This window comes from Pseudomonas flavescens, assembly GCF_013408425.1.
Lineage (GTDB): Bacteria > Pseudomonadota > Gammaproteobacteria > Pseudomonadales > Pseudomonadaceae > Aquipseudomonas > Aquipseudomonas fulva_A.
The window spans coordinates 2139231-2158954 of the sequence record NZ_JACBYV010000001.1 but is presented as its reverse complement, the minus strand read 5'-3'; the positions used below and the strand labels follow the sequence as shown (position 1 = coordinate 2158954).

Annotated in this window: 18 protein-coding genes; 11 read left to right on the top strand and 7 right to left on the bottom strand. The window is 64.1% G+C overall.

Annotated elements, in window-relative coordinates; translation table 11 throughout:
- Nucleotides 1–101 precede the first annotated feature (101 nt).
- Nucleotides 102–419 carry an Mpo1-like protein gene (locus FHR27_RS09460; RefSeq protein ID WP_042554030.1) on the bottom strand — a complete coding sequence of 106 codons (318 nt, stop codon included), beginning with the start codon at nt 417–419 and terminating at the stop codon, nt 102–104.
- Nucleotides 420–575: 156 nt separating this feature from the next.
- Nucleotides 576–2030, bottom strand: a complete 1455-nt coding sequence (locus FHR27_RS09455; RefSeq protein WP_042554031.1) for a TrkH family potassium uptake protein — start codon at nt 2028–2030, stop codon at nt 576–578.
- Nucleotides 2031–2212: 182 nt separating this feature from the next.
- Between FHR27_RS09455 and FHR27_RS09450 the strand changes: the two genes are divergently transcribed.
- Both FHR27_RS09450 and FHR27_RS09445 read left to right on the top strand, forming a co-directional pair.
- Nucleotides 2213–2578, top strand: coding sequence for a YkgJ family cysteine cluster protein (locus FHR27_RS09450; RefSeq protein WP_042554032.1), 366 nt, complete (start codon nt 2213–2215; stop codon nt 2576–2578).
- Nucleotides 2579–3516: 938 nt separating this feature from the next.
- Nucleotides 3517–4083, top strand: coding sequence for an NAD(P)H nitroreductase (locus FHR27_RS09445; RefSeq protein ID WP_179538440.1), 567 nt, complete (start codon nt 3517–3519; stop codon nt 4081–4083).
- Between the two features lie 54 nt (nt 4084–4137).
- Here the strand turns inward: FHR27_RS09445 and FHR27_RS09440 are convergent, their stop codons facing one another.
- Nucleotides 4138–5184, bottom strand: coding sequence for a LacI family DNA-binding transcriptional regulator (locus tag FHR27_RS09440; RefSeq protein WP_179538439.1), 1047 nt, complete (start codon nt 5182–5184; stop codon nt 4138–4140).
- A gap of 283 nt (nt 5185–5467) precedes the next feature.
- Here FHR27_RS09440 and FHR27_RS09435 point away from each other — a divergent pair, with 283 nt between their 5' ends.
- The 5 genes from FHR27_RS09435 to FHR27_RS09415 all read left to right on the top strand — a co-directional run bounded on the left by FHR27_RS09435 (nt 5468) and on the right by FHR27_RS09415 (nt 12411).
- Entirely contained in the window at nt 5468–7693 is a 2226-nt protein-coding gene (locus FHR27_RS09435) for a TonB-dependent receptor (RefSeq protein WP_179538438.1), read from the top strand.
- 84 nt (nt 7694–7777) lie between these two features.
- The gene (locus tag FHR27_RS09430) at nt 7778–9118 is read left to right on the top strand and encodes an LLM class flavin-dependent oxidoreductase (RefSeq protein ID WP_179538437.1); all 1341 of its coding nucleotides are present in this window, start codon (nt 7778–7780) and stop codon (nt 9116–9118) included.
- Entirely contained in the window at nt 9115–10422 is a 1308-nt protein-coding gene (locus FHR27_RS09425; protein WP_179538436.1) for an alpha/beta hydrolase family protein, read from the top strand. The genes FHR27_RS09430 and FHR27_RS09425 overlap by 4 nt, the downstream gene beginning before the upstream one ends.
- Before the next feature lie 13 nt (nt 10423–10435).
- Complete coding sequence (gene mgrA, locus FHR27_RS09420) at nt 10436–11479, top strand: L-glyceraldehyde 3-phosphate reductase (RefSeq protein WP_042554037.1); 1044 nt, start codon at nt 10436–10438, stop codon at nt 11477–11479.
- A 2-nt stretch (nt 11480–11481) separates the two neighbouring features.
- Nucleotides 11482–12411 carry a sulfonate ABC transporter substrate-binding protein gene (locus FHR27_RS09415; RefSeq protein ID WP_179538435.1) on the top strand — a complete coding sequence of 310 codons (930 nt, stop codon included), beginning with the start codon at nt 11482–11484 and terminating at the stop codon, nt 12409–12411.
- 897 nt (nt 12412–13308) lie between these two features.
- On the opposite strand, the gene FHR27_RS09410 is transcribed toward FHR27_RS09415, so the two are convergent.
- The 4 genes from FHR27_RS09410 to FHR27_RS09395 all read right to left on the bottom strand — a co-directional run bounded on the left by FHR27_RS09410 (nt 13309) and on the right by FHR27_RS09395 (nt 16265).
- Nucleotides 13309–14634 carry a sensor histidine kinase gene (locus FHR27_RS09410; RefSeq protein ID WP_042554038.1) on the bottom strand — a complete coding sequence of 442 codons (1326 nt, stop codon included), beginning with the start codon at nt 14632–14634 and terminating at the stop codon, nt 13309–13311.
- Between the two features lie 95 nt (nt 14635–14729).
- Nucleotides 14730–15137 carry a Spy/CpxP family protein refolding chaperone gene (locus FHR27_RS09405; RefSeq protein WP_179538434.1) on the bottom strand — a complete coding sequence of 136 codons (408 nt, stop codon included), beginning with the start codon at nt 15135–15137 and terminating at the stop codon, nt 14730–14732.
- 122 nt (nt 15138–15259) lie between these two features.
- The gene (locus FHR27_RS09400; protein WP_179538433.1) at nt 15260–15943 is read right to left on the bottom strand and encodes a response regulator transcription factor; all 684 of its coding nucleotides are present in this window, start codon (nt 15941–15943) and stop codon (nt 15260–15262) included.
- Nucleotides 15944–15965: 22 nt separating this feature from the next.
- Nucleotides 15966–16265 carry a YciI family protein gene (locus FHR27_RS09395; RefSeq protein WP_042554041.1) on the bottom strand — a complete coding sequence of 100 codons (300 nt, stop codon included), beginning with the start codon at nt 16263–16265 and terminating at the stop codon, nt 15966–15968.
- A 108-nt stretch (nt 16266–16373) separates the two neighbouring features.
- Between FHR27_RS09395 and FHR27_RS09390 the strand changes: the two genes are divergently transcribed.
- The 4 genes from FHR27_RS09390 to FHR27_RS09375 are packed head-to-tail and all read left to right on the top strand — an operon-like array spanning nt 16374 to nt 19688.
- On the top strand, nt 16374–17237 hold the full coding sequence (locus tag FHR27_RS09390) for a PHP domain-containing protein (RefSeq protein ID WP_042554042.1): 864 nt from the start codon (nt 16374–16376) through the stop codon (nt 17235–17237).
- A 12-nt stretch (nt 17238–17249) separates the two neighbouring features.
- Complete coding sequence (locus FHR27_RS09385; RefSeq protein WP_042554043.1) at nt 17250–17879, top strand: L-threonylcarbamoyladenylate synthase; 630 nt, start codon at nt 17250–17252, stop codon at nt 17877–17879.
- A gap of 4 nt (nt 17880–17883) precedes the next feature.
- Entirely contained in the window at nt 17884–18735 is an 852-nt protein-coding gene (locus FHR27_RS09380) for a segregation and condensation protein A (protein WP_444964377.1), read from the top strand.
- 59 nt (nt 18736–18794) lie between these two features.
- The gene (locus tag FHR27_RS09375; protein WP_179538432.1) at nt 18795–19688 is read left to right on the top strand and encodes a DUF4261 domain-containing protein; all 894 of its coding nucleotides are present in this window, start codon (nt 18795–18797) and stop codon (nt 19686–19688) included.
- The last annotated feature ends 36 nt before the right edge of the window (nt 19689–19724 follow it).

Sequence of the window (19724 nt, the reverse complement as noted above, 5' to 3'; positions counted from 1 at the left end):
CCGGGATCATATACGTTGACGTCCAGACCAGCAAAGGCGAAGTGCCATAAGGCTCCGAACGGTCGCGTCGAACGGCTTGCCGGTCTTGCCGGTGCGCCCGGCTAGAAACGGATTTTCCCTGTCAGGGCGTCCTTGAGCATGACCCAGTCGCCCATCAGCGAGTACAGCGGATGCTGGAAAGTGGCCGGTCGGTTACGTTCGAACACGAAGTGCCCCAGCCAGGCGAAGCCATAGCCGATGACCGGCAGGGCCAGTAGCCAGAGCCATCGCTGGCTGACCAGCGCATAGCCGAGTACCAGCAGCACCAGCAGGCTGCCGACGTAATGCAGGCGCCGGCAGATCGGGTTGGCGTGCTCCTGCAGGTAGTACGGATAGAACTCGGCGAAGGAGTTGAAACGCTCGTGGGGCTGGCTGCTCATCGACGGCCTCCTGTTTTTGTTGTGTCAGGAGAGTATAGGGCCTGTTAACGCTGGCGCACGACCGTGCTGGCGGCCCTCTGGGCTGTGCGCAAGCCTCAGCAGGCCTTGGCCGAATCCGGGCGCTCGTGGCGCCCGGTCATCTGTGGCCAGGTGGTATCAATGCCGCCAGAACGCGGGCATCAGCAGCACCAGCACGGTAAGGATTTCCAGACGGCCCAGCAGCATGCCCAGAGTCAGCAGCCACTTGGCCATGTCCGGCAGGCTGGCGTAAGTGCCGGCAGGGCCGATGATCGGGCCCATGCCGGGACCGACACCGGCGACCGTGCTGGCGGCGCCGCTCAGCGCGGTGATCCAGTCCAGGCCGCAGAGGGTCAGCGCCAGCGCCAGCAGGGCGATGGTGATGGTGAAGAAAAACGAGAAGGTGAGAATCGAGCGGACGATGTCCTCGTCGAGACGGTGGCGGTTGTACTGCTGCTTGATCACCGCGCGGGGGTGCACCAGTTGCATCAGGTTGGCCTTGAGCAGAATGTAGGCGACCTGAAAACGGAAGATCTTCAAGCCGCCGGCGGTGGAGCCGGAGCAACCGCCGATGAACCCCAGATAGAAGAACAGCATCCCGGCGAAACCACCCCACAGTGAGTAGTCGCCGAGTGCGAAACCGGTGGTGGTCATGATCGAAGTGGTATTCACCGCGACGTGGCGCAGGGCATCGAGCCAGTGCAGGTCGGTAGTCAGGTAGTACCAGATGCCGAGGATCAGCCAGGTACCCAGCAAAATGGAGAGAAAACCACGCACTTGCTGGTCGCCCAGCACCGCGCCGAAGTTGCCGCGCAAGGTCGAAACGTAGAGCACGAATGGCAGGCTGCCGAGAATCATCAGCACCACGGCCACCCAATGCACCGCCGGTTGCGTCCACTTGGCCAGCGACAGGTCCGAGGTGGAGAAGCCGCCTGTCGAAATCGCCGACATGCTGTGGTTGATGGCGTCGAAGAAACTCATACCGGCCAGCCACAACCCCAGGCAGCCGAGCAGGCTGATACCCAGATAAGCCACCACCATGTACTTGGCGACCATGTGCGAGCGCGGCATGACCTTGTCGGAACGGTCCGACGACTCGGTCTGGAACAGCCGCATGCCACCGATGCGCAGCATCGGCAGAATGGCCACCGCCATGGCGATGAAGCCGATACCGCCGAGCCAGTGCAGCATGGAGCGCCAGATCAGGATGCCCGGTGACATGTTGTCCAGGCCGATCAGCACGGTGGCGCCTGTCGCCGTGATGCCCGACATGCTCTCGAAGAAGGCGTCGGTGTAACTCATGTGCTGGGTGAACATGAACGGCAGCGCGGCGAAAATGCACACCATCAGCCAGCTCGAAACCGTCAGCAGGTACATGTCGCGGGGGCGCAGATGCACATCCTGAGGACGGCCACGGGCGATCATCGACAGCCCGGCGATGAAGGTGATCAGGCTCGACCAGGCGAAGGGACTCACTTCTGCGGCGCGATCAAAGACGAACAGGGTGAACATCGGGCCGACCATGCCGATAGCCAGGGTGATCAGAAAGATGCCATTGATGAACGCGATGAGTCTTAGGGTTGGCCAGGCCATCGGTTTTATCCGCGAAAAAGTGGCGCCATTCTACCTGTGCCGCTGATGCTGTAAACCAGCCCGCTCAGGCGCCTCGATCGCCCGTCAGGGCGGCCACTCGTGCCACTTTACAAGTCCGTGGCGATGCATAGAATACGCCCTCAGGTGCCGGCCCTTGCCGGTTTCTGAGCCCTTTCCAAATCATGTCCAATCCTTGTCTCGCGTGTGGCGCCTGCTGTGCGCATTTTCGTGTGTCTTTTTTCTGGGGTGAGTGCCAGTCGGCAGGCGGAACCGTGCCGGACGAGCAGGTCATCCTGATCACTCCGCACCGCGTCGCCATGCGCGGCACCGAGGCCAAACCATCACGCTGCACCGCCTTGCTGGGCGATGTGGGGCAGGGCACTCGCTGCACGCTGTATGAACAGCGTTCCAGCACCTGCCGCGAGTTCGAGGCCTCCTGGGCCAACGGCGAGCACAACCCGCATTGCGATGACGCGCGCAGGGCCTACGGCTTGCCACCGCTGGTGCCGCCGTTGGAGCCTGAGCTGTCGCCGGACCGGGTTGCCTAGCGGCCAGGCCACGCATTTATGCGGGCATCCACCATCGCTTCGCCCGCAAGCGGGCTCCTACGGATCTGTGGTTGGTCGCACGCTGGTTGTAGGAGCCGGCTTGCCGGCGATGGGTGGGTGCGCCGCGGATTGGCGTGATGGCCATCATCGCATCGCCCGCAAGCGGGCTCCTACGGATCTGTGGCTGGTCGCGCGCTGTTTGTAGGAGCCGGCTTGCCGGCGATGGGTGGGTGCGCCGCGGATTGGCGTGATGGCCACCATCGTATCGCCCGCAAGCGGGCTCCTACGGATCTGGGCCCGTTCGCCCGTTTGTTGTAGGAGCCAGCTTGCTGGCGATTGGTGGGTGCGCCGCGGATTGGCGTGATGGCCATCATCGCATCGCCCGCAAGCGGGCTCCTACGGATCTGTGGTTGGTCGCGCATTTGTTGTAGGAGCCGGCTTGCCGGCGATGGGTGGGTGCGCCGCGGATTGGCGTGATGGCTGCCATCGCTTCGCCCGCAAGCGGGCTCCTACGGATCTGTGGCTGGTCGCGCGCTGTTTGTAGGAGCCGGCTTGCCGGCGATGGGTGGGTGCGCCGCGGATTGGCGTGATGGCCACCATCGTATCGCCCGCAAGCGGGCTCCTACGGATCTGGGCCCGTTCGCCCGTTTGTTGTAGGAGCCAGCTTGCTGGCGATTGGTGGGTGCGCCGCGGATTGGCGTGATGGCCATCATCGCATCGCCCGCAAGCGGGCTCCTACGGATCTGTGGTTGGTCGCGCATTTGTTGTAGGAGCCGGCTTGCCGGCGATGGGTGGGTGCGCCGCGGATTGGCGTGATGGCTGCCATCGCTTCGCCCGCAAGCCGGCTCCTCCGGAGCTGCGTCCAGGCCGTGCGTATGTGGCTCATGCTGGCGTCGCTTGGCTGGTAGAATCCCGGTTCTTTTTCTGGAGGTGAACCGATGGATGCTCTCGATGCGCTGATCAACCGTGTTTCCGCTCCTCGTTTGATCGACCCTGCACCCACCGCCGAGCAGCGTGAGCAGCTGTTTCGTGCCGCGTTGCGGGCGCCGGATCACGGGCAACTGCGCCCCTGGCGTTTCCTGACCGTCGAGGGTGATGCACGTCATGCGCTGGGCGAGCTGTTTGCCGAGGCGATCGCGGGCAAGTATCCCGATGCTGACGAGGAGGCGCTGACCAAAGCACGTAACATGCCGCTGCGGGCGCCACTGCTGATCGTCGTGATTGCCCGTACCCAGGAGCACCCCAAGGTTCCAGCTCAGGAGCAGGTACTGGCTGCAGGCTGCGCGGCGCACGGCATTCTGCTTGCCGCCTACGCCCAGGGTATCGGTGCGGTGTGGCGGACCGGCGAGTTGTCCCATGATCCGCTGGTGGATGCCGGCCTCGGCCTCGCGGGCAACGAGCAGGTGATTGGCTATCTCTATCTGGGGACGCCACAACGTGAACTGCGCGCTGTGCCACAAGTGGATACCGGCGAGTTCGTCAGTACCTGGATGGGCAACGCTTAGGGCTCGTTGACGTTCCTGCGCGAGCCGCGTTGCCGCGAGAAATCTCCACGGACCCTAACTACTTTCCCGCTCGATCAGCTCGCACGCCAGCGGTTGCGGGGCATCGCTCGGTGCCTCCTCGAGTACACCCAGTTTCTGCAGGATGCGCTGCGCCGCCACTTCGCCGATCTGCCTGGCCGGTGGCCGGATGGTGGTCAGGCTGGGTATCAGCATCGGTGCGAAGGCGTAATCACCAAAGCCCACCACCGCGCAGTCTTCCGGGATGCGCAGGTCGGCGCGGCGGCCGGCGAGCAGGCCGCCAGCGGCCAGGTTGTCGTTGGCGAAGATGATCGCATCCGGGCGCTGCGCCCCCCGCATCAGGCTTTCCATTGCCTGCTTGCCCGCTTCGAAGGGTTGCAGGTTCTCATCCGGTGCGAACGCCCAAGGCTCGAGACCTGCTGCCCGCAAGGTATCGGCGTAGCCGTCGCGGCGCTCCAGCGCGCTGAAATCCCCCGGCACGCTGTTCTGCACGAATGCGATGCGCCGATAGCCCTTGTCCAGTAGATAGCGCGCCGCGGTCACGCCAACCTCGTAATGCACGAAGCCTACCTGCAGGGGCGCTCGTTCGGGGCGGTAGTCCCAGATCTCCACCAGCGGGATGTCGGCGTCGGCGAGCATCTTTTCCGTACCGGCACTGTGGAAGTGGCTGGTGACCACCAGAGCGGCCGGCGACCAGCCGAGAAAGGCACGCACTGCGCTTTCTTCCTGTTCCTCGCTGAAATAGCTGGAAGCCAGCAGCAACTGGTAGCCGTGGCGGCTGAGGGTGTCGCTGAAGCCCTGGATGGTCTGGGCGAAGATCGGCCCGGAGATGTTCGGGATGACCATGCCGACGATCCGCCCCCGCGCGGATGCCAACCCGCCAGCCACCAGATTGGGCACGTAGCCCAATTCGTCCACCGCACTGCGGATGCGCTCACGCAGTTCTTCGGACACCTGATCCGGCTGGTTGAAGTAGCGCGAGATGGTGATCGAGGACACGCCGACGCGCTCTGCGACGCTGCTCAGCGTGACGCGGCCTGCGCCGCGTCTCTTGCGTGGCGAGTCGGCTGGAGGGCGGGGCATGGGTGATCCTGACAGGAGGCTGGGGCGCTAAACATACTGCAACGTTAGCGCTAACAAAAGCGTTGGCAGGGCGTCTGGATATTTATTTTTTTGGAATATAAAAAGCATTTTTTATTATTTGACGATCTCTTAGGCGCTCTCCACACTTTGCCTTGTTAGCGCTAACAGCGCATCGCACTTCCGTCGCATGACTGCCACTCGCACGAGCGAGATCCGTTGACGACTGTGTGCAGTACGCTCGCCATGGGGCGAGCATCAATCGGTCAATCAGGCAGTGAACGTCATGCATAACGCATTTTTGCCGGCCGCCCGCAGTGCGCGCCGCCTCCGTGTTTCGATTTCCCTCCACCCACTGGCGGTCGCCGTGGTGCTCGCTTCCGGGGCCGCACCGCTCTGGGCGGCCGAGCCGAGCGAGCCCGCCGCCACTTCGTTGAAAGCCGTGACGGTCACCGCGACCCGCCGCGAGCAATCCCTGCAGGACGTGCCGGTCGCCGTGTCGGTGGTCGATGGCGAGCAGCTCGAGCGTGACAATCGCAATGGCGTCGCCAGCATCGTGCAGCAGGTGCCTACCCTGAATTTCCGCTCAGGTGCATCGAACAAGGACACCTCGCTGTTCATTCGCGGCGTAGGCACCATCTCCACCTCGCCAGGTGTCGAGCCGACCGTCGCGACGGTGGTCGACGGCGTGGTGTTCGGCCGGCCGGGGCAGTCGACCCTGGACCTGCTCGATCTCGAGCGCATCGAAGTGCTGCGTGGCCCTCAGGGCACCTTGTTCGGCAAGAACGCCTCGGCTGGCGTCCTCAACATCGTTACCCGTGAGGCGCCCGAGGAGACCCGCGGTTATGTGGATTACTCGCACTTCGGTGGCGGCAACGAAAACCGCCTGCGCTTCGGCATCGGAGGCCGGTTGACCGACACCCTCAAGGGGTCGCTGAGTACCCTGTGGGGCAGCTACGACGGCAACGTCGAGAACGTCGCCAATGGTCATGACGTCAACGGTTACGACCGCAAGGGCGTGCGCGGCAAGCTGCAGTTCGAGCCCAACGAGGATTTCAAATTCACCCTGATCGGTGATTACCTGGAAGGCGAAGACACCATTCCCAGCGGCATCATCGTATCGACCACCGCGCCGGCACTGTCCGCCGGTTTGCGGCCGAGCGAGCACAACGGCAAGATCAACAGCGATTACAAGACCCACGTCGAGGACACCAATACCGGCTTGTCCGGGCAGGCCGACTGGAGCCTGGGTGATTTCACGCTAACCTCGATCACTGCCTGGCGCGGCTGGGACAACACCCAGTACCAGGATGGCGACCGCAGTGCCCAGTTGCCGACCACTGCCTCTCATGACAAGGGCGACGTACGCTACGACCAGTATTCTCAGGAGCTGCGCCTGGCTTCGCCAAAAGGCGAGTTTCTTGAATACGTGGTGGGCGCCTTCTACATGCATGGCCGTTCGGATGAGGTCTATCGCCGTCAATCGACCAACGGCGGCGTTACCAACAACGGCCGTGCCGATTACAGCGTGACCAACGACAGCTACGCGGTGTTTGGCGAGAACACCTTCCATTTCACCGATGATTTGCGCGGCATCCTCGGTCTGCGCTGGACCCATGACGACGTCGAGTACGATCACCGTCGCGCCTCCACATCGGCCACGGCAGTCACCGGCATTCAGCCAGCGACGCGCAGCTCCGGTTCGGTCGATGAAGATGGCTGGACCGGCCGTATCGGCGGTCAGTACGACTTCACCGACAACCTGATGGGCTACGCCACCTACTCGCGTGGTTACAAGGGGCCAGCCTACAACGTGTTCTTCAACATGCAGCCGCGCGATACCGAGGCGCTGAAACCAGAGACCTCCGATTCGTATGAAATCGGCCTGAAGAGCACCGCCTGGAACAACCGCCTGGTCACCAACCTCGCGGTATTCCACACCGATTACGATAACTACCAGGCCAACTTCTTCGACACCGTGGCCAATCAGGTGGTAACCCGCCTGATCAACGCTGGCAGCGTCAAGACGCAGGGTGTCGAGCTGGATTACAGCCTGCAGGCCACTCGTCAGCTGAAACTGTCCGGCGCCGTTGCCTACACCAAGGCGCGGGTCGACAGCTTCCAGTGCCCGCCGGGCGCTGCGGCAACCTGCGATATCGACGGCTCGCCATTGCCGTTCACGCCGGACTGGAAGAGCTACGTGCGTGCCGACTACAGCATCCCGCTGGACAACGGCCTGGACGTGGAACTGAGCTCGGACTACAGCTGGCAGGACAAGGTGCAGTACAGCCTCGACCAGAACCCAGGCACCACCCAGAGCGCCTACGGCATCTGGAATGCCAGCGTGGCCCTGGCCAACTACAACGATGGCTGGCGTGTGGCGCTGTTGGCGAAGAACCTGACCGACAAGTCCTACTCCACCATGCTGGCCTCGGGCGGTAACCATATCTACCGTATGGCGCCACGTGACGATCAACGCTATTTCGGTGTGCAACTGCGCAAGGATTTTTGACAAACAGCGTGCCTACCTAGCGTGCGGAACCCGCCCGAGCCGATAGAACGGCAGGGCGGTCATGCATTCACCCAGGGATTCATCATGACTCGATCCACCCGCCAGCTCAGTCTCGGCGCATTTCTCATGGCCACCGGGCACCACGTCGCTGCCTGGCGCCATCCGGACGTACCAGCCGATCCACTGGATTTCTCGGTTTACAAACGTACTGCGCAGATCGCCGAAGCGGCCTGCTTCGACGCGCTGTTCGTGGCCGACAGCGTGGCTGCACCGACCGATGCCATCGCCAGCCGGATGCCGCGCTCGGCGCATTTCGAACCCCTGACGCTGCTTTCTGCGCTGAGCGCGGTGACCGAGCGCATCGGCCTGATCAGCACGGTAACCACCAGCTACAACGAGCCCTATCACGTGGCCCGCAAGTTCGCCTCCCTCGACCAGCTCTCCGGTGGTCGCGCAGGCTGGAACCTGGTGACCTCGGACGCCGCCGCCGAGGCCTACAACTTCGGCCGCGACGCGCACATTCCCCACGCCGAGCGCTATGCCCGCGCGCGGGAGTTCCATGACGTGGTCACCGGGCTCTGGGACAGCTGGGCAGACGACGCCTTCCTGCACGACAAGGCCAGCGGCCAGTTCTTCGATCCGGCCAAATTGCATGTGCTCGACCATCAGGGTGAGCACTTCAAGGTACGCGGGCCGCTGAACGTGGCCCGCTCGCCCCAGGGCAGGCCGGTAATCGTTCAGGCGGGCTCCTCGGAAACCGGTCGGCAGCTCGCCGCAGAGACCGCCGAAGTGGTCTTCACGGCGCAGACCTCGCTGGCCAAGGCCCAGGCGTTCTATGCCGATCTCAAGGGTCGGTTGCACGGCTTCGGGCGCCGCGAGGATTCGCTGAAGATCATGCCCGGCGTGTTCGTGGTGGTCGGTCAGAGCGAGGGCGAAGCCCGCGAGAAATTCGAGCGCTTCCAGGAGCTGGTCGAACCACAGGTCGGCATCGCGCTGCTGGGGCGCATGCTGGGCAACTTCGATCTGTCCGGCTACCCGGCCGATGGTCCGCTGCCGGAGCTGCCGCTGACCGAGAATGGTCAGCAGAGCCGGCAGAAACTGCTGACCGAACTGGCAGGGGCGGAGAACCTGACCCTGGCGCAACTGGGGCGGCGTATCGCTGGCGGGCGCGGGCATTACAGCCTGATCGGCACACCCAGGCAGATCGCCGACGAATTACAGGCCTGGTTCGAGGAGCGCGCTGCCGACGGCTTCAACGTGCTGGTACCGCATCTGCCGGCCGGTCTGGAAGATTTCGCCACGCAGGTGGTGCCCGAGTTGCAGCGTCGCGGGCTATTCCGCCGCGAGTACCAAGGCCGCACGCTGCGCGATCATCTGGGCCTGAGTGCGCCGCAGAACCGCTTCTTCACGCAGGAAAATCGATGAAACTCGTCCTCGCCTGTCTGTTGGCCCTCGGGATTCCCGGCAGCGCGTTCGCGCTGTATGGCGACGCCCGCCCAGACGCCCCCGAGCTTGCCGCGCGCGGTGAGCATCAGGTGGGCGTACGTACCCTTGAGCTGGTAAACCGCGATCAACTCGACGTGCTGTCCATCGATGCCAGGAATCCTGCGCCGCGTTACGAGCGAAGGCTGCGCCTGGAAGTCTGGTATCCCGCGCAACTGTCGGCCGGGCAACAGGAGCTGACCACCTACCGCGACGTGCTGGGTGCCGGTGCCAACGACCCCAAACGGCCCAACACGCCGTTCGAGTTCCAGGGCCGAGCCTTGCGTGATGCGCCGGCGAGCGAGGGCCGTTACCCGCTGGTCATCGTCTCCCACGGCTACCCGGGCTCGCGCCTGCAGATGAGCTACCTGACCGAGCACCTGGCCTCCCACGGTTACGTGGTGGCGGCCATCGATCACCCGGAGTCGACCCGCGCGGACAAGGCCGGTTTCGCCAGCACGCTGCTCAATCGCCCGCTGGACGATCTGTTCGTGCTCCAGCAGTTGAGCGCCTTGAGCGAGGCTGGCAGTGACAGCTTCCTGGCCGGGCATCTGGACGTGCAGCGCACCGCTTTGCTGGGTTACTCCATGGGCGGCTACGGCGCATTGAATGCCGCCGGCGCCGGAGTCAGCGCGGTGGCCAGCAGCCTGGTGCCGGGCTCCGCGCTCGAGTCGCGACGTGCCGGAAACAGCGTTTACGAGGGTGGCCGAGATACACGGATCAAGGCGTTGGTGCTGTTCGCGCCCTGGGGCGGGCGGCAGGGCATCTTCGATCAGGCCGGTCTGGCTGGCCTGCGGGTGCCTAGCCTGTTCGTCGCCGGTGACCAGGACGACGTCTCCGGTTATCGCGACGGTATCAGGCGCCTGGTGGACGGCGCGGTGAATGCCGAGCGCTATCTGCTGGTCTATCAAAATGCACGCCATAACGTGGCACCGAATCCGCCACCGCCTGCCGCCAGCAGTCATCCCGACGATTTCTCCGCCTATGCGGAGCCGGTGTGGGACAGTGCGCGGATCAACAACATCAACCAGCATTTCGTTCTGGCGTTTCTCGACCAGCAGCTCAAGGGGCTGGACAGAAAGGCCTATCTTGACCTGACGCCCCTGGCCGTCGACGGCAAATGGTCGCTGGATGGCGAAGGTCGCCAGCAGGCCGACCACAGCTACTGGCATGGTTTCAAGCAGCGCAGCGCCGTGGGCCTCGAGTGGTACCACCTGCCCGCCGCGCAACCTGCACCTATTCCCTGATGGAGAACTTCTGATGACCTACATCGCCAACCCGCAGCGCTATGAGCGTGTACCCTATCGCCGCGTCGGCCGCAGTGGCCTGGTGCTGCCGGCCCTGTCTCTGGGGCTGTGGCACAACTTCGGTGACGCCACGCCCATCGACACCCAGCGCGCGCTGCTGCGTACGGCGTTCGATCTGGGGATCAATCACTTCGATCTGGCCAACAACTATGGGCCGCCCTATGGCAGCGCCGAGAGCAATTTCGGCCGTTTGCTGCGTGAGGATTTCAGGCAGTACCGTGATGAGCTGATCATCTCCACCAAGGCCGGCTGGGACATGTGGCCCGGCCCCTACGGGCAGGGCGGCAGTTCGCGCAAGTACCTGATTTCCAGCCTCGACCAGAGCCTGCAGCGCCTCGGCGTGGACTACGTCGACATCTTCTATTCGCACCGCTTCGACCCGCACACGCCGCTGGAAGAAACCGCCGGGGCACTGGCCAGCATCGTCGAGCAGGGCAAGGCGCTGTACATCGGCATCTCCTCCTACTCGGCAGGCAAGACCCAGGAAATCGCCGCGCTGCTGCGGGCACGCAACGTGCCGCTGCTGATCCATCAGCCGGCCTACAACCTGTTCAATCGCTGGATCGAGAAGGATCTGCTGACGGCGACCGAGGAGGAGGGCGCCGGGGTGATCGTGTTCACCGCGCTGGCCCAGGGGCTGCTCAGTGACAAGTACCTCGATGGCATTCCCGCCGACGCTCGGGTCAATCGCCCGGGTGGCGCTTCACTGCGGCCCGAGCATCTGTCCGACGACAACATCGCTCGTGCCCGCGCCCTCAACGAAATCGCTCAACGTCGCGGCCAGAGCCTGGCACAGCTGGCGCTGGCCTGGACCCTGCGCGATCCGCGGGTCACCTCGGCGCTGATCGGCGCGAGCAAGCCGGAGCAGATCACCGAGAACGTCGCGGCGCTGGACAACCTGGCGTTCAGCGCCGAGGAACTGGCGGAGATCGACCGCTACGCCGTCGAGGGCGGCATCAACCTCTGGGAAAAACCGTCGACCGACTGGCAGGAGTGAGCATGAAAGGTATGAAGTTAGCGCTCGCCGCAGTGGCGTTGATCGGTCTTGCGCAGGCTGTAAATGCCGACCCGCAGACCTTGCGCATCGGCTACCAGAAAGGCTCGGTCAGCCTGGTGCTGGCCAAGGAGCACGGCATGCTGGAAAAGCGTTTCGCCGACACCAAGGTGCAGTGGATCGAGTTCCCTGCGGGCCCGCAAATGCTCGAAGCGCTGAACATCGGCAGCCTGGATATCGGCGCCACGGGTGATATCCCGCCGATCTTCGCCCAGGCCGCAGGCGCCGATCTGCTGTACATCGCCGCCGAGCCACCGAAGCCCCAGGCCGAGGTGATTCTGGTGCCCAAGAGCAGCTCCATTCAGTCGGTAAAAGAACTCAAGGGCCGCAAGGTCGCCTTGCAGAAGGGCTCCAGCGCGCACAACCTGGTACTGCGTGCACTGCAGCGTGAAGGCCTGAGTTTCGCCGATATCCAGCCGATCTACCTGGCGCCCTCTGACGCCCGTGCCGCCTTCGAGAGCGGTAGCGTGGATGCCTGGGCCATCTGGGACCCGTTCTATTCGGCCATCGATCTGGAAGGCAAGGCGCGTCTGCTGGCCAATGGTGAGGGCCTGGGTTTCATCGGCCCGTTCTTCCTCGCTGCGCGGCCCTATGCCGAAGCCAACCCGGCATTCATTGCGCAACTGCTGGAAGAACTCGGCCGCGCCGAGGCGCTGACCCGCGATGACAAGGCAGCGAGCATCAGCCTGCTGTCACGCTTCATGGGTTTGTCCGAAGCGGTGATCGAGCGCACCTTCAGCCACCGCCCGCCGTCGCCGCCCATCCCGGTCAGCGACGAAATCGCCGCCGCCCAGCAGCGCACCGCCGACCTGTTTCTGGAAAACCGCCTGCTGCCCAAACGAGTCGATGTGCAGAGCGCCGTCTGGAGGCCTTGAGGTAGACGATACGATCGTTCCCACGTTGAACCGCGGCCTCTGGCGACACTTGGATCGTTCCCACGCTCATGCGTGGGAATGCCTCTGAGGACGCTCCGCGTCCAGTAACTCGCGTGACCACGCAGGCACGTGGGAACTATCGACAACGGACGGTGACCGGCTTATTTGGGCGCGCGCGAGGCGCGCGAATCGCGGGCATGGCCCGCTCCCACGGTGTGTCGCACGGTGTCAGCTCACCGCTTCGTGACCGCGATGGATCGTTCCCACGCTCCTGCGTGGGAACGCCTCTGAGGACGCTCCGCGTCCAGTACCTCGTGTGACCACGCAGGCACGTGGGAACTATCGACAACGGACGGCGACCTGCTTATTTGGGCGCGCGCGAGGCGCGCGAATCGCGGGCATGGCCCGCTCCCACGGTGTGTCGCACGGTGTCAGCTCACCGCTTCGTGACCGCGATGGATCGTTCCCACGCTCCTGCGTGGGAACGCCTCTGAGGACGCTCCGCGTCCAGTACCTCGTGTGACCACGCAGGCACGTGGGAACTATCGACAACGGACGGCGACCTGCTTATTTGGGCGCGCGCGAGGCGCGCGAATCGCGGGCATGGCCCGCTCCCACGGTGGAGCGCACGGTGTCAGCTCACCGCTTCTTGAGCGCGATGGTGTATGAAAAGAGCGTCAGCTACGCGTCTCGATCCACCCTGCATCTGTGTGGGAGCGCGCCATGCGCGCGAATCGCGGGCATGGCCCGCTCCCACGGTGTGTCGCACGATGTCAGCTCACCGCTTCGTGACCGCGATGGTGAATGAAAAGAGCGTCAGCTACGCGTCCCGATCCGCCCTGCATCTGTGTGGGAGCGCGCCATGCGCGCGAATCGCGGGCGCGGCCCGCCGTCACGTTAAACCACCGCCTCGAGCGGCAGAATCAGTTTGGCGCTGAAACCACCGTCCGGATGGTTTTCCAGCTGCAGGCGACCGCCGTGGCGTTCTGCGGCGCGGCGGGCGATGGCCAGGCCGAGGCCGTGGCCGGCAGCGCTCTGGCCGGGGGCGCGGAAGAAGGGTTCGCCGAGTTGTGCCAGGTGCTGTTCGGGAACGCCGGGGCCGTGGTCGCGGACCTCCAGGTACACCTCATCGGTGCGGCGTACGAAATTCAACTCGATGGGCTGCCCCTCGGGGCTGAAGCGCAGGGCGTTGCGCAGCAGGTTGTCCAGCGCCCGCTCGAGCATGTCCGGCCAGCCCAGCAGGTGCATGCCCGGCTGCAGGCTGACGTCCAGTTGCTGTTCGGGATGGCTGAGTTTGACGTCCTCGCGCAGCTTGCCGGCCAGTTGTGCCAGGTCGATGCCCTGCGCCGAACCCGGTTCAGCATCGAGGCGTGCCAGGGCGAGGATTTCGCTGATCAGGTCTTCCAGGCGATCGCATTCGCGAATCAGCCGTGGCCAGAGTTTTTCCCGCTCCGCAGGCTCTGCGCGTTCCGCCAGCGCCAGGGCGATGCGCAGGCGGGCGAGCGGCGAACGCAGCTCATGGGAGACGTCGCGCAACAGCTGACGCTGGCTGCCGATCAGGTCCTGCAGGCGCGCGCCCATGCGGTTGAAATCGTTGGCCAGCACACCCAGTTCATCACGGCGGCTGGCCAGGCGCGCCAGGCTGTTCTGCTGGTAAGCGGTCTGCCCGAGGTCGTGTACCGCGCCACGCAAACGATCCAGCGGGCGGGTGATGGACAGGGTCAGCAGTAGGCTGAACAGGGTCAGCACCACCAGTGCGATACCCAGCGCACTCAGCGGCCAGAGCAGGCTGCCACGGTGCCAGGCATCCAGCTCCGGGTGCGGGATGCGGTAGATGAACAGGTAGGTCTCACCGCTCGACGGGCTGGTGTAATCGGTGGTCAGGCGCCGCCAGGGCAAGCGCCGCTCGCCCTCGTTGCGCTCTTCGAAGGCCGCGGCGCGGGGCGGGAAGGTGCCGCGAACCACAGGCTGACCGGTTTCCGTCAGCACCTGGGTGTCGATGCGAAAACGCCGTTTGCGCTTTTCCAGCACGTCCTGCGCGGCGCGTGCGCCGTCCGTTTCATACGCCTGCACCCATTGTGCGGGCAGGTTTTCCAGGCCGGGGTGCTGGTTGAGAATCCAGGCGTCCTGGTTCAGGGCGCGACCCAGCAGCATGGACAGGCCTGCCACCAGGGCAATCGCCAGCCAGAAGCTGCCGAGAATCCGCCAGAACAATGAACGCACGTGAACTCCTTCAGACGCAGAAGCCTGTGCCACCCGAGGTGGCACAGGCGAGTAGTGGGGCCGTCATCTGGTCTTCAGACGACGGGCTGTCACGATCAGCCAGCTTTCTTGTGTTCGGCTTTCCAGGCTTCGAAGGCTTCGCGATCGGCCTTGCGTTCTTTCATCTTGGCCGCCTGTTCGTCGAAGGTCTTCTGCTGTTCCGGGGTCAGCAGGGCGCGAATGGCGCTCTGCTGCTTGTCGCGGGAAGCCTTGCGCTCGGTTTCCAGCGCCTGCTTGTCGGCAGCCGGCAGCTTGTCCAGATAACGCTGGGTGAGTTCGCGATAGTTCTTTCTCTGTTCGCCCATCAGTTTGTGTACCTGGCGTTGCTGGTCCTTGCTCAGATCCAGCTCATGGAAGAACCGCGGGCCGTGATCAGCGCCTGGGCGATGGTCACCACCGGGGGCTGCCATTGCCAGGGTCGGCAGGGTCATGGCGAGGAGCAGGGCGGTCATGGTCTTGCGCATGGTGTATCTCCTTGTCTCGAAACCGGCCAGTTGCCGGATGTGCCCAGATTAGGGGTTTCAAGGTAAGGCGCGGTCAGCCAAGGTAAAGGCAGGGTAAAGAGACTGAGTGCTATGTAAGTTGCTCAGATCGCGTAGTAATAGCCGCGGCTGCGCAGGGCGATGATGCGCTGGCGACCATCCGGGTGAGGGCCGATTTTCTTGCGCAGGTTGCTGACGTGCATGTCCAGGCTACGGTCGTACAGGGTCAGCTTGCGGCCCAGGGCCAGTTGCGCGAGCACCTGCTTGTCCACCGGCTCGCCGGGTTGCTTGAGCAGTGCTTCGAGGACCCGGCTTTCGGACAGGGTCAGGACGATCTCCTGGCCATCTTCGCCAAGTGCGGCCACGCCGCGCGCCGGGCTGAAGCGCAGATCGCCCAGTTCCAGCTGGCTGGAGGTGGCGGGCGGCAGGCTGCGGCGCAGCACGGCGCGCAGGCGGGCGGTCAGTTCACGGGGGTCGCAGGGTTTGGCCAGGTAATCGTCGGCGCCCAACTCCAGGCCTAGAATCCGATCCAGCGGCTCACCCCGGGCAGAGAGCATCAGCACGGGCAGTTCGGGGTGTTCGCTGCGTAGCTGCTTGAGTACCTCGAGGCCACTGCCGTCAGGCAGCATCACGTCCAGTACCACGGCGTCAGGGGCGCCTCGCGCGAGTGCCTGGCGGGCACTCTGGCCGTCGTGGCAGGCGGTGACCTGAAAGCCTTCCTGGGTCAGCCAACTGGCCAGCAGGTCACAGAGTTCGACGTCGTCGTCGATCAGCAGCAGATTGCTCATGGTAAGAGGCGACGATTCCTGATCAGGGCAGCACGTGTTTGAACGGCTTGACCACTATTTCCGCGTAAACGCCGGCCTCGCGGAAGGGATCGGCATTGGCCCAGGCTTTGGCGGCGTCCAGTGATTCGAATTCGGCGATGATCAGGCTGCCGCTGAAACCGGCCGGGCCTGGGTCGTTGCTGTCGATGGCCGGGTTGGGGCCGGCGATGATCAGGCGTCCTTCGGTTTTCAGTTTTTCCAGGCGTGCCAGGTGGGCAGGGCGTACGGAAAGACGACGCTCCAGGGAGTTTTCCACGTCGGTGGCGATGATGGCGTAGAGCATGTCGATCCTTGTGTTCGGAAACATCGGGTGGGAACGCTGTGCAGTGCCAGCAAGAATCTGCCAGCCGAGGCATAATAACAAACATGAATCGTCGGGAAAGCGCCCCTTATGCAGGTTGATCTTCACTGTCACAGCACCGCCTCGGACGGCGCGCTGCCGCCTGCCGAAGTGGTTGCCCGCGCCCATGGGCGTGGCGTTCAGATGCTGGCGCTGACCGATCACGACACCCTCGAAGGGCTCGATGAGGCCAGCGCGGCCGCCACGGCGCTGGGGATGCGGCTGGTCAATGGCATCGAGCTGTCCTGTACCTGGGGCGGGGCGACCATCCATGTGCTCGGCTATGCCTTCGACAGTGAAGCGCCGGCATTGCGCCAGGCGATCGCCGACTTGCATCAGGGCCGCTGGTTGCGTGCCGAGGAGATTTCCCGGCGCCTGGCGCTCAAGGGCATGGATGGTGCGCTGGAAGGCGCCCGGGCCATTCAGCAGGCACAGGGGGAGAGCGGCAACGCACCGGCGCGACCGCATTTCGCCGAGTTTCTGGTGCGCGGCGGTTACGTCAAGGACCGCGCCGATGCATTCCGCAAGTGGCTGGGCTCCGGCAAGCTGGGCGACGTCAAGCAGCACTGGCCTACGTTAGATGAAACGCTCGATACCCTGCGCCAGTCCAACGCATGGATCAGCCTGGCTCATCCCTGGCAGTACGATTTCACCCGCAGCAAGCGGCGCAAGCTGGTGACGGCTTTTGCGGCGGCTGGTGGCCATGCGTTGGAGGTGGTCAACGGCATGCAGCCTGCGGAGCAGGTCGGAGGCCTGGCGATCCTGGCGCGCGAGTTCGGTCTGCTGGCCAGTGTCGGCAGCGATTTTCACGCGCCCGGCGACTGGTCGGAGCTGGGACTGTACCGACCGTTGCCCGAAGATCTGTCACCCATCTGGACGCGGTTCGCCTGCGCCCCGTCTTCCGATGCCGTTTGAGAGCCCCTGACCATGAGCCAGTTTTTTCAGATACACCCGGAAAGTCCTCAGGCCCGCCTGATCAAGCAGGCGGTCGAAATCATCCGCAATGGCGGCGTGGTGGTCTATCCCACCGACTCGTCCTACGCGGTCGGTTGCGTGATGGGCGCCAAGAGTGCGCTGGAGCGCATTCGTCGCCTGCGTCAACTCGATGACAAACACAACTTCACCCTGGTGTGCCGTGACCTGTCGCAGCTCAGCACCTTCGCCAAGGTGGACACCGCCGCCTTTCGCCTGCTCAAGAACCACACACCCGGCCCCTACACCTTCATCCTCAACGCCACCCGGGAAGTGCCGCGCATGCTGCTGCACCCCAAGCGCCGTACCATCGGCCTGCGCGTGCCCAATCACCCGATCGCTTCGGCGCTGCTGGAGGAACTGGGCGAGACGATGATGAGTGTCAGCCTGATCCTGCCCGGCGAGGATCTGCCCATGAGCGATCCCTATGAAATGCGCCAGATACTCGAGCATCAGGTGGACCTGATCATCGACGGCGGTTTCGGTGGCCTGGAAGCCTCGACGGTAATCAGCCTGGTGGACGACGAGCCCGAGGTGATCCGCGTTGGCTGTGGCGATCCGTCACCCTTTGCCGAGCAGCGCTGAGCCGATGTCCGCCCCTGCCGAACAGCTCGACAGCCAGGCCGGTGCTCAACAGGAGTTGCCGTTCGCCCTGGTCTACGGGCAGGCGCTCACCGAGATGCCGGTGGATCTGTACATTCCGCCGGACGCTCTCGAGGTGTTTCTCGAGGCCTTCGAAGGCCCGCTGGACCTGCTGCTCTACCTGATTCGCAAGCAGAACATCGACGTGCTGGACATCCCCGTGGCGGAGATCACCCGCCAGTACATGGGCTATGTCGAGCTGATGCACAGCGTGCGCCTGGAGCTGGCCGCCGAGTACCTGGTGATGGCCGCCATGCTCGCCGAGATCAAATCGCGCATGCTTCTGCCACGCTCCTCCGAGGCGCAAGAGGAGGAGGACGATCCGCGTGCCGAACTGATTCGTCGTTTGCTGGAGTACGAACGCTTCAAGGCGGCGGCCGAAGGCATCGACACCTTGCCCAGGGTTGGCCGTGACCTGACCGTGCCGCGGGTCGAAGCCCCCGAAGCGCGAGCGCGCAAGTTGCTGCCCGAGGTCAGTCTGCAGGAACTGCTGGTGTCCATGGCAGAAGTGCTGCGCCGCGCCGATATGTTCGAGAGCCATCAGGTCAGCCGCGAGGCGCTCTCGACCCGTGAGCGCATGAGCGAAGTGCTGGAACGCCTCAAGGGCGGGGAGTTCGTGCCCTTCGTCGAGCTGTTCACGGCCGAGGAGGGGCGCCTCGGTGTGGTGGTGACCTTCATGGCGATTCTCGAACTGGTCAAGGAGTCGCTGGTCGAACTGGTGCAGAACGAGGCGTTCGCCGCCGTGCATGTACGTCTGCGCAATGAACAGAGCGTCGAGGAAATGGCGGACGAGCGCTGAGCCGCAGTAATCGCTTTCACTTTCCATCGCTATTTCCAGCCATTAATCAGGACGATTCAATGAGTCTGTTTTCCCGCTTCTTCGGCCGTCAGGACGGCAGCAGCCCCGATAACACCGAACTGGTCGCCAAGCCAGGCATCGACAACCCGCTCAGCCTGCAGGTGCTGTTCGCCCAGCCTCTGCGGATCGCCGAGGCGCCCCTGACGGCGGCCCTGCGCCGTTACCATCCGAGCATGAGCGATGCCCGCTGTGACATCGCCAACGAGGTTGAACAGTTCTTCGCCCTGGCCGGTTGGGGTTCCCATGTGGTGAAAATGGTCGGTTTCGACCATCCCTTTCCTGCTGACGCTCTGGAAAACTGCGTCGCTCCGGCGCACTACCCACAGCAGGTCAAGGACGAGGTGCGGCAACAGACCAGCCACATTCTGCTGTACTACGCAGGTCATGAAACCGATCCGCTGGAGCAATACGTGGCCCTGGCTGCCGTTGCCGGGGCGCTGGCTGGTTTCGGGGCGCTGGCGGTGCTCAACGAAACGGCGCATACCTCCTTGCCGGCCGCCGTGTTCGCTGATGAAGACATGGGCGAGCACAGTCTGGAGATCCTCCGTGACCTGCCGCTGACCATGCTGTACTGCGGCTTCGTGAAGTATCAGGTCGAGGGGGTGCATGGTGTGTGGATGCGTACTTATGGCAGTGATGCCTTCGGCCTGTCGGATTTCGCCGCGCTGGCTGCCGGTCACCATGAAGGCCAGCGTTACATGGACATCTTCAATACCGTGCTCGGCTATCTGATCCAGAGCGGCGCGCACATGGAGGCGGGGCACACCATGCAGATCGGCGAAACCGAGTTCATGCGGTTGCGCGATCCAGCCGAGGGCGAGTACTACCTGCATGGCTCCGAGCGCGTGCTGGTTGCCGAGATCATCGCGGCGAGCGAGATCGTCAGCCAGTGACGGCGTGGCGCTCGCTGATTTGCTAAGCTGGCGCCG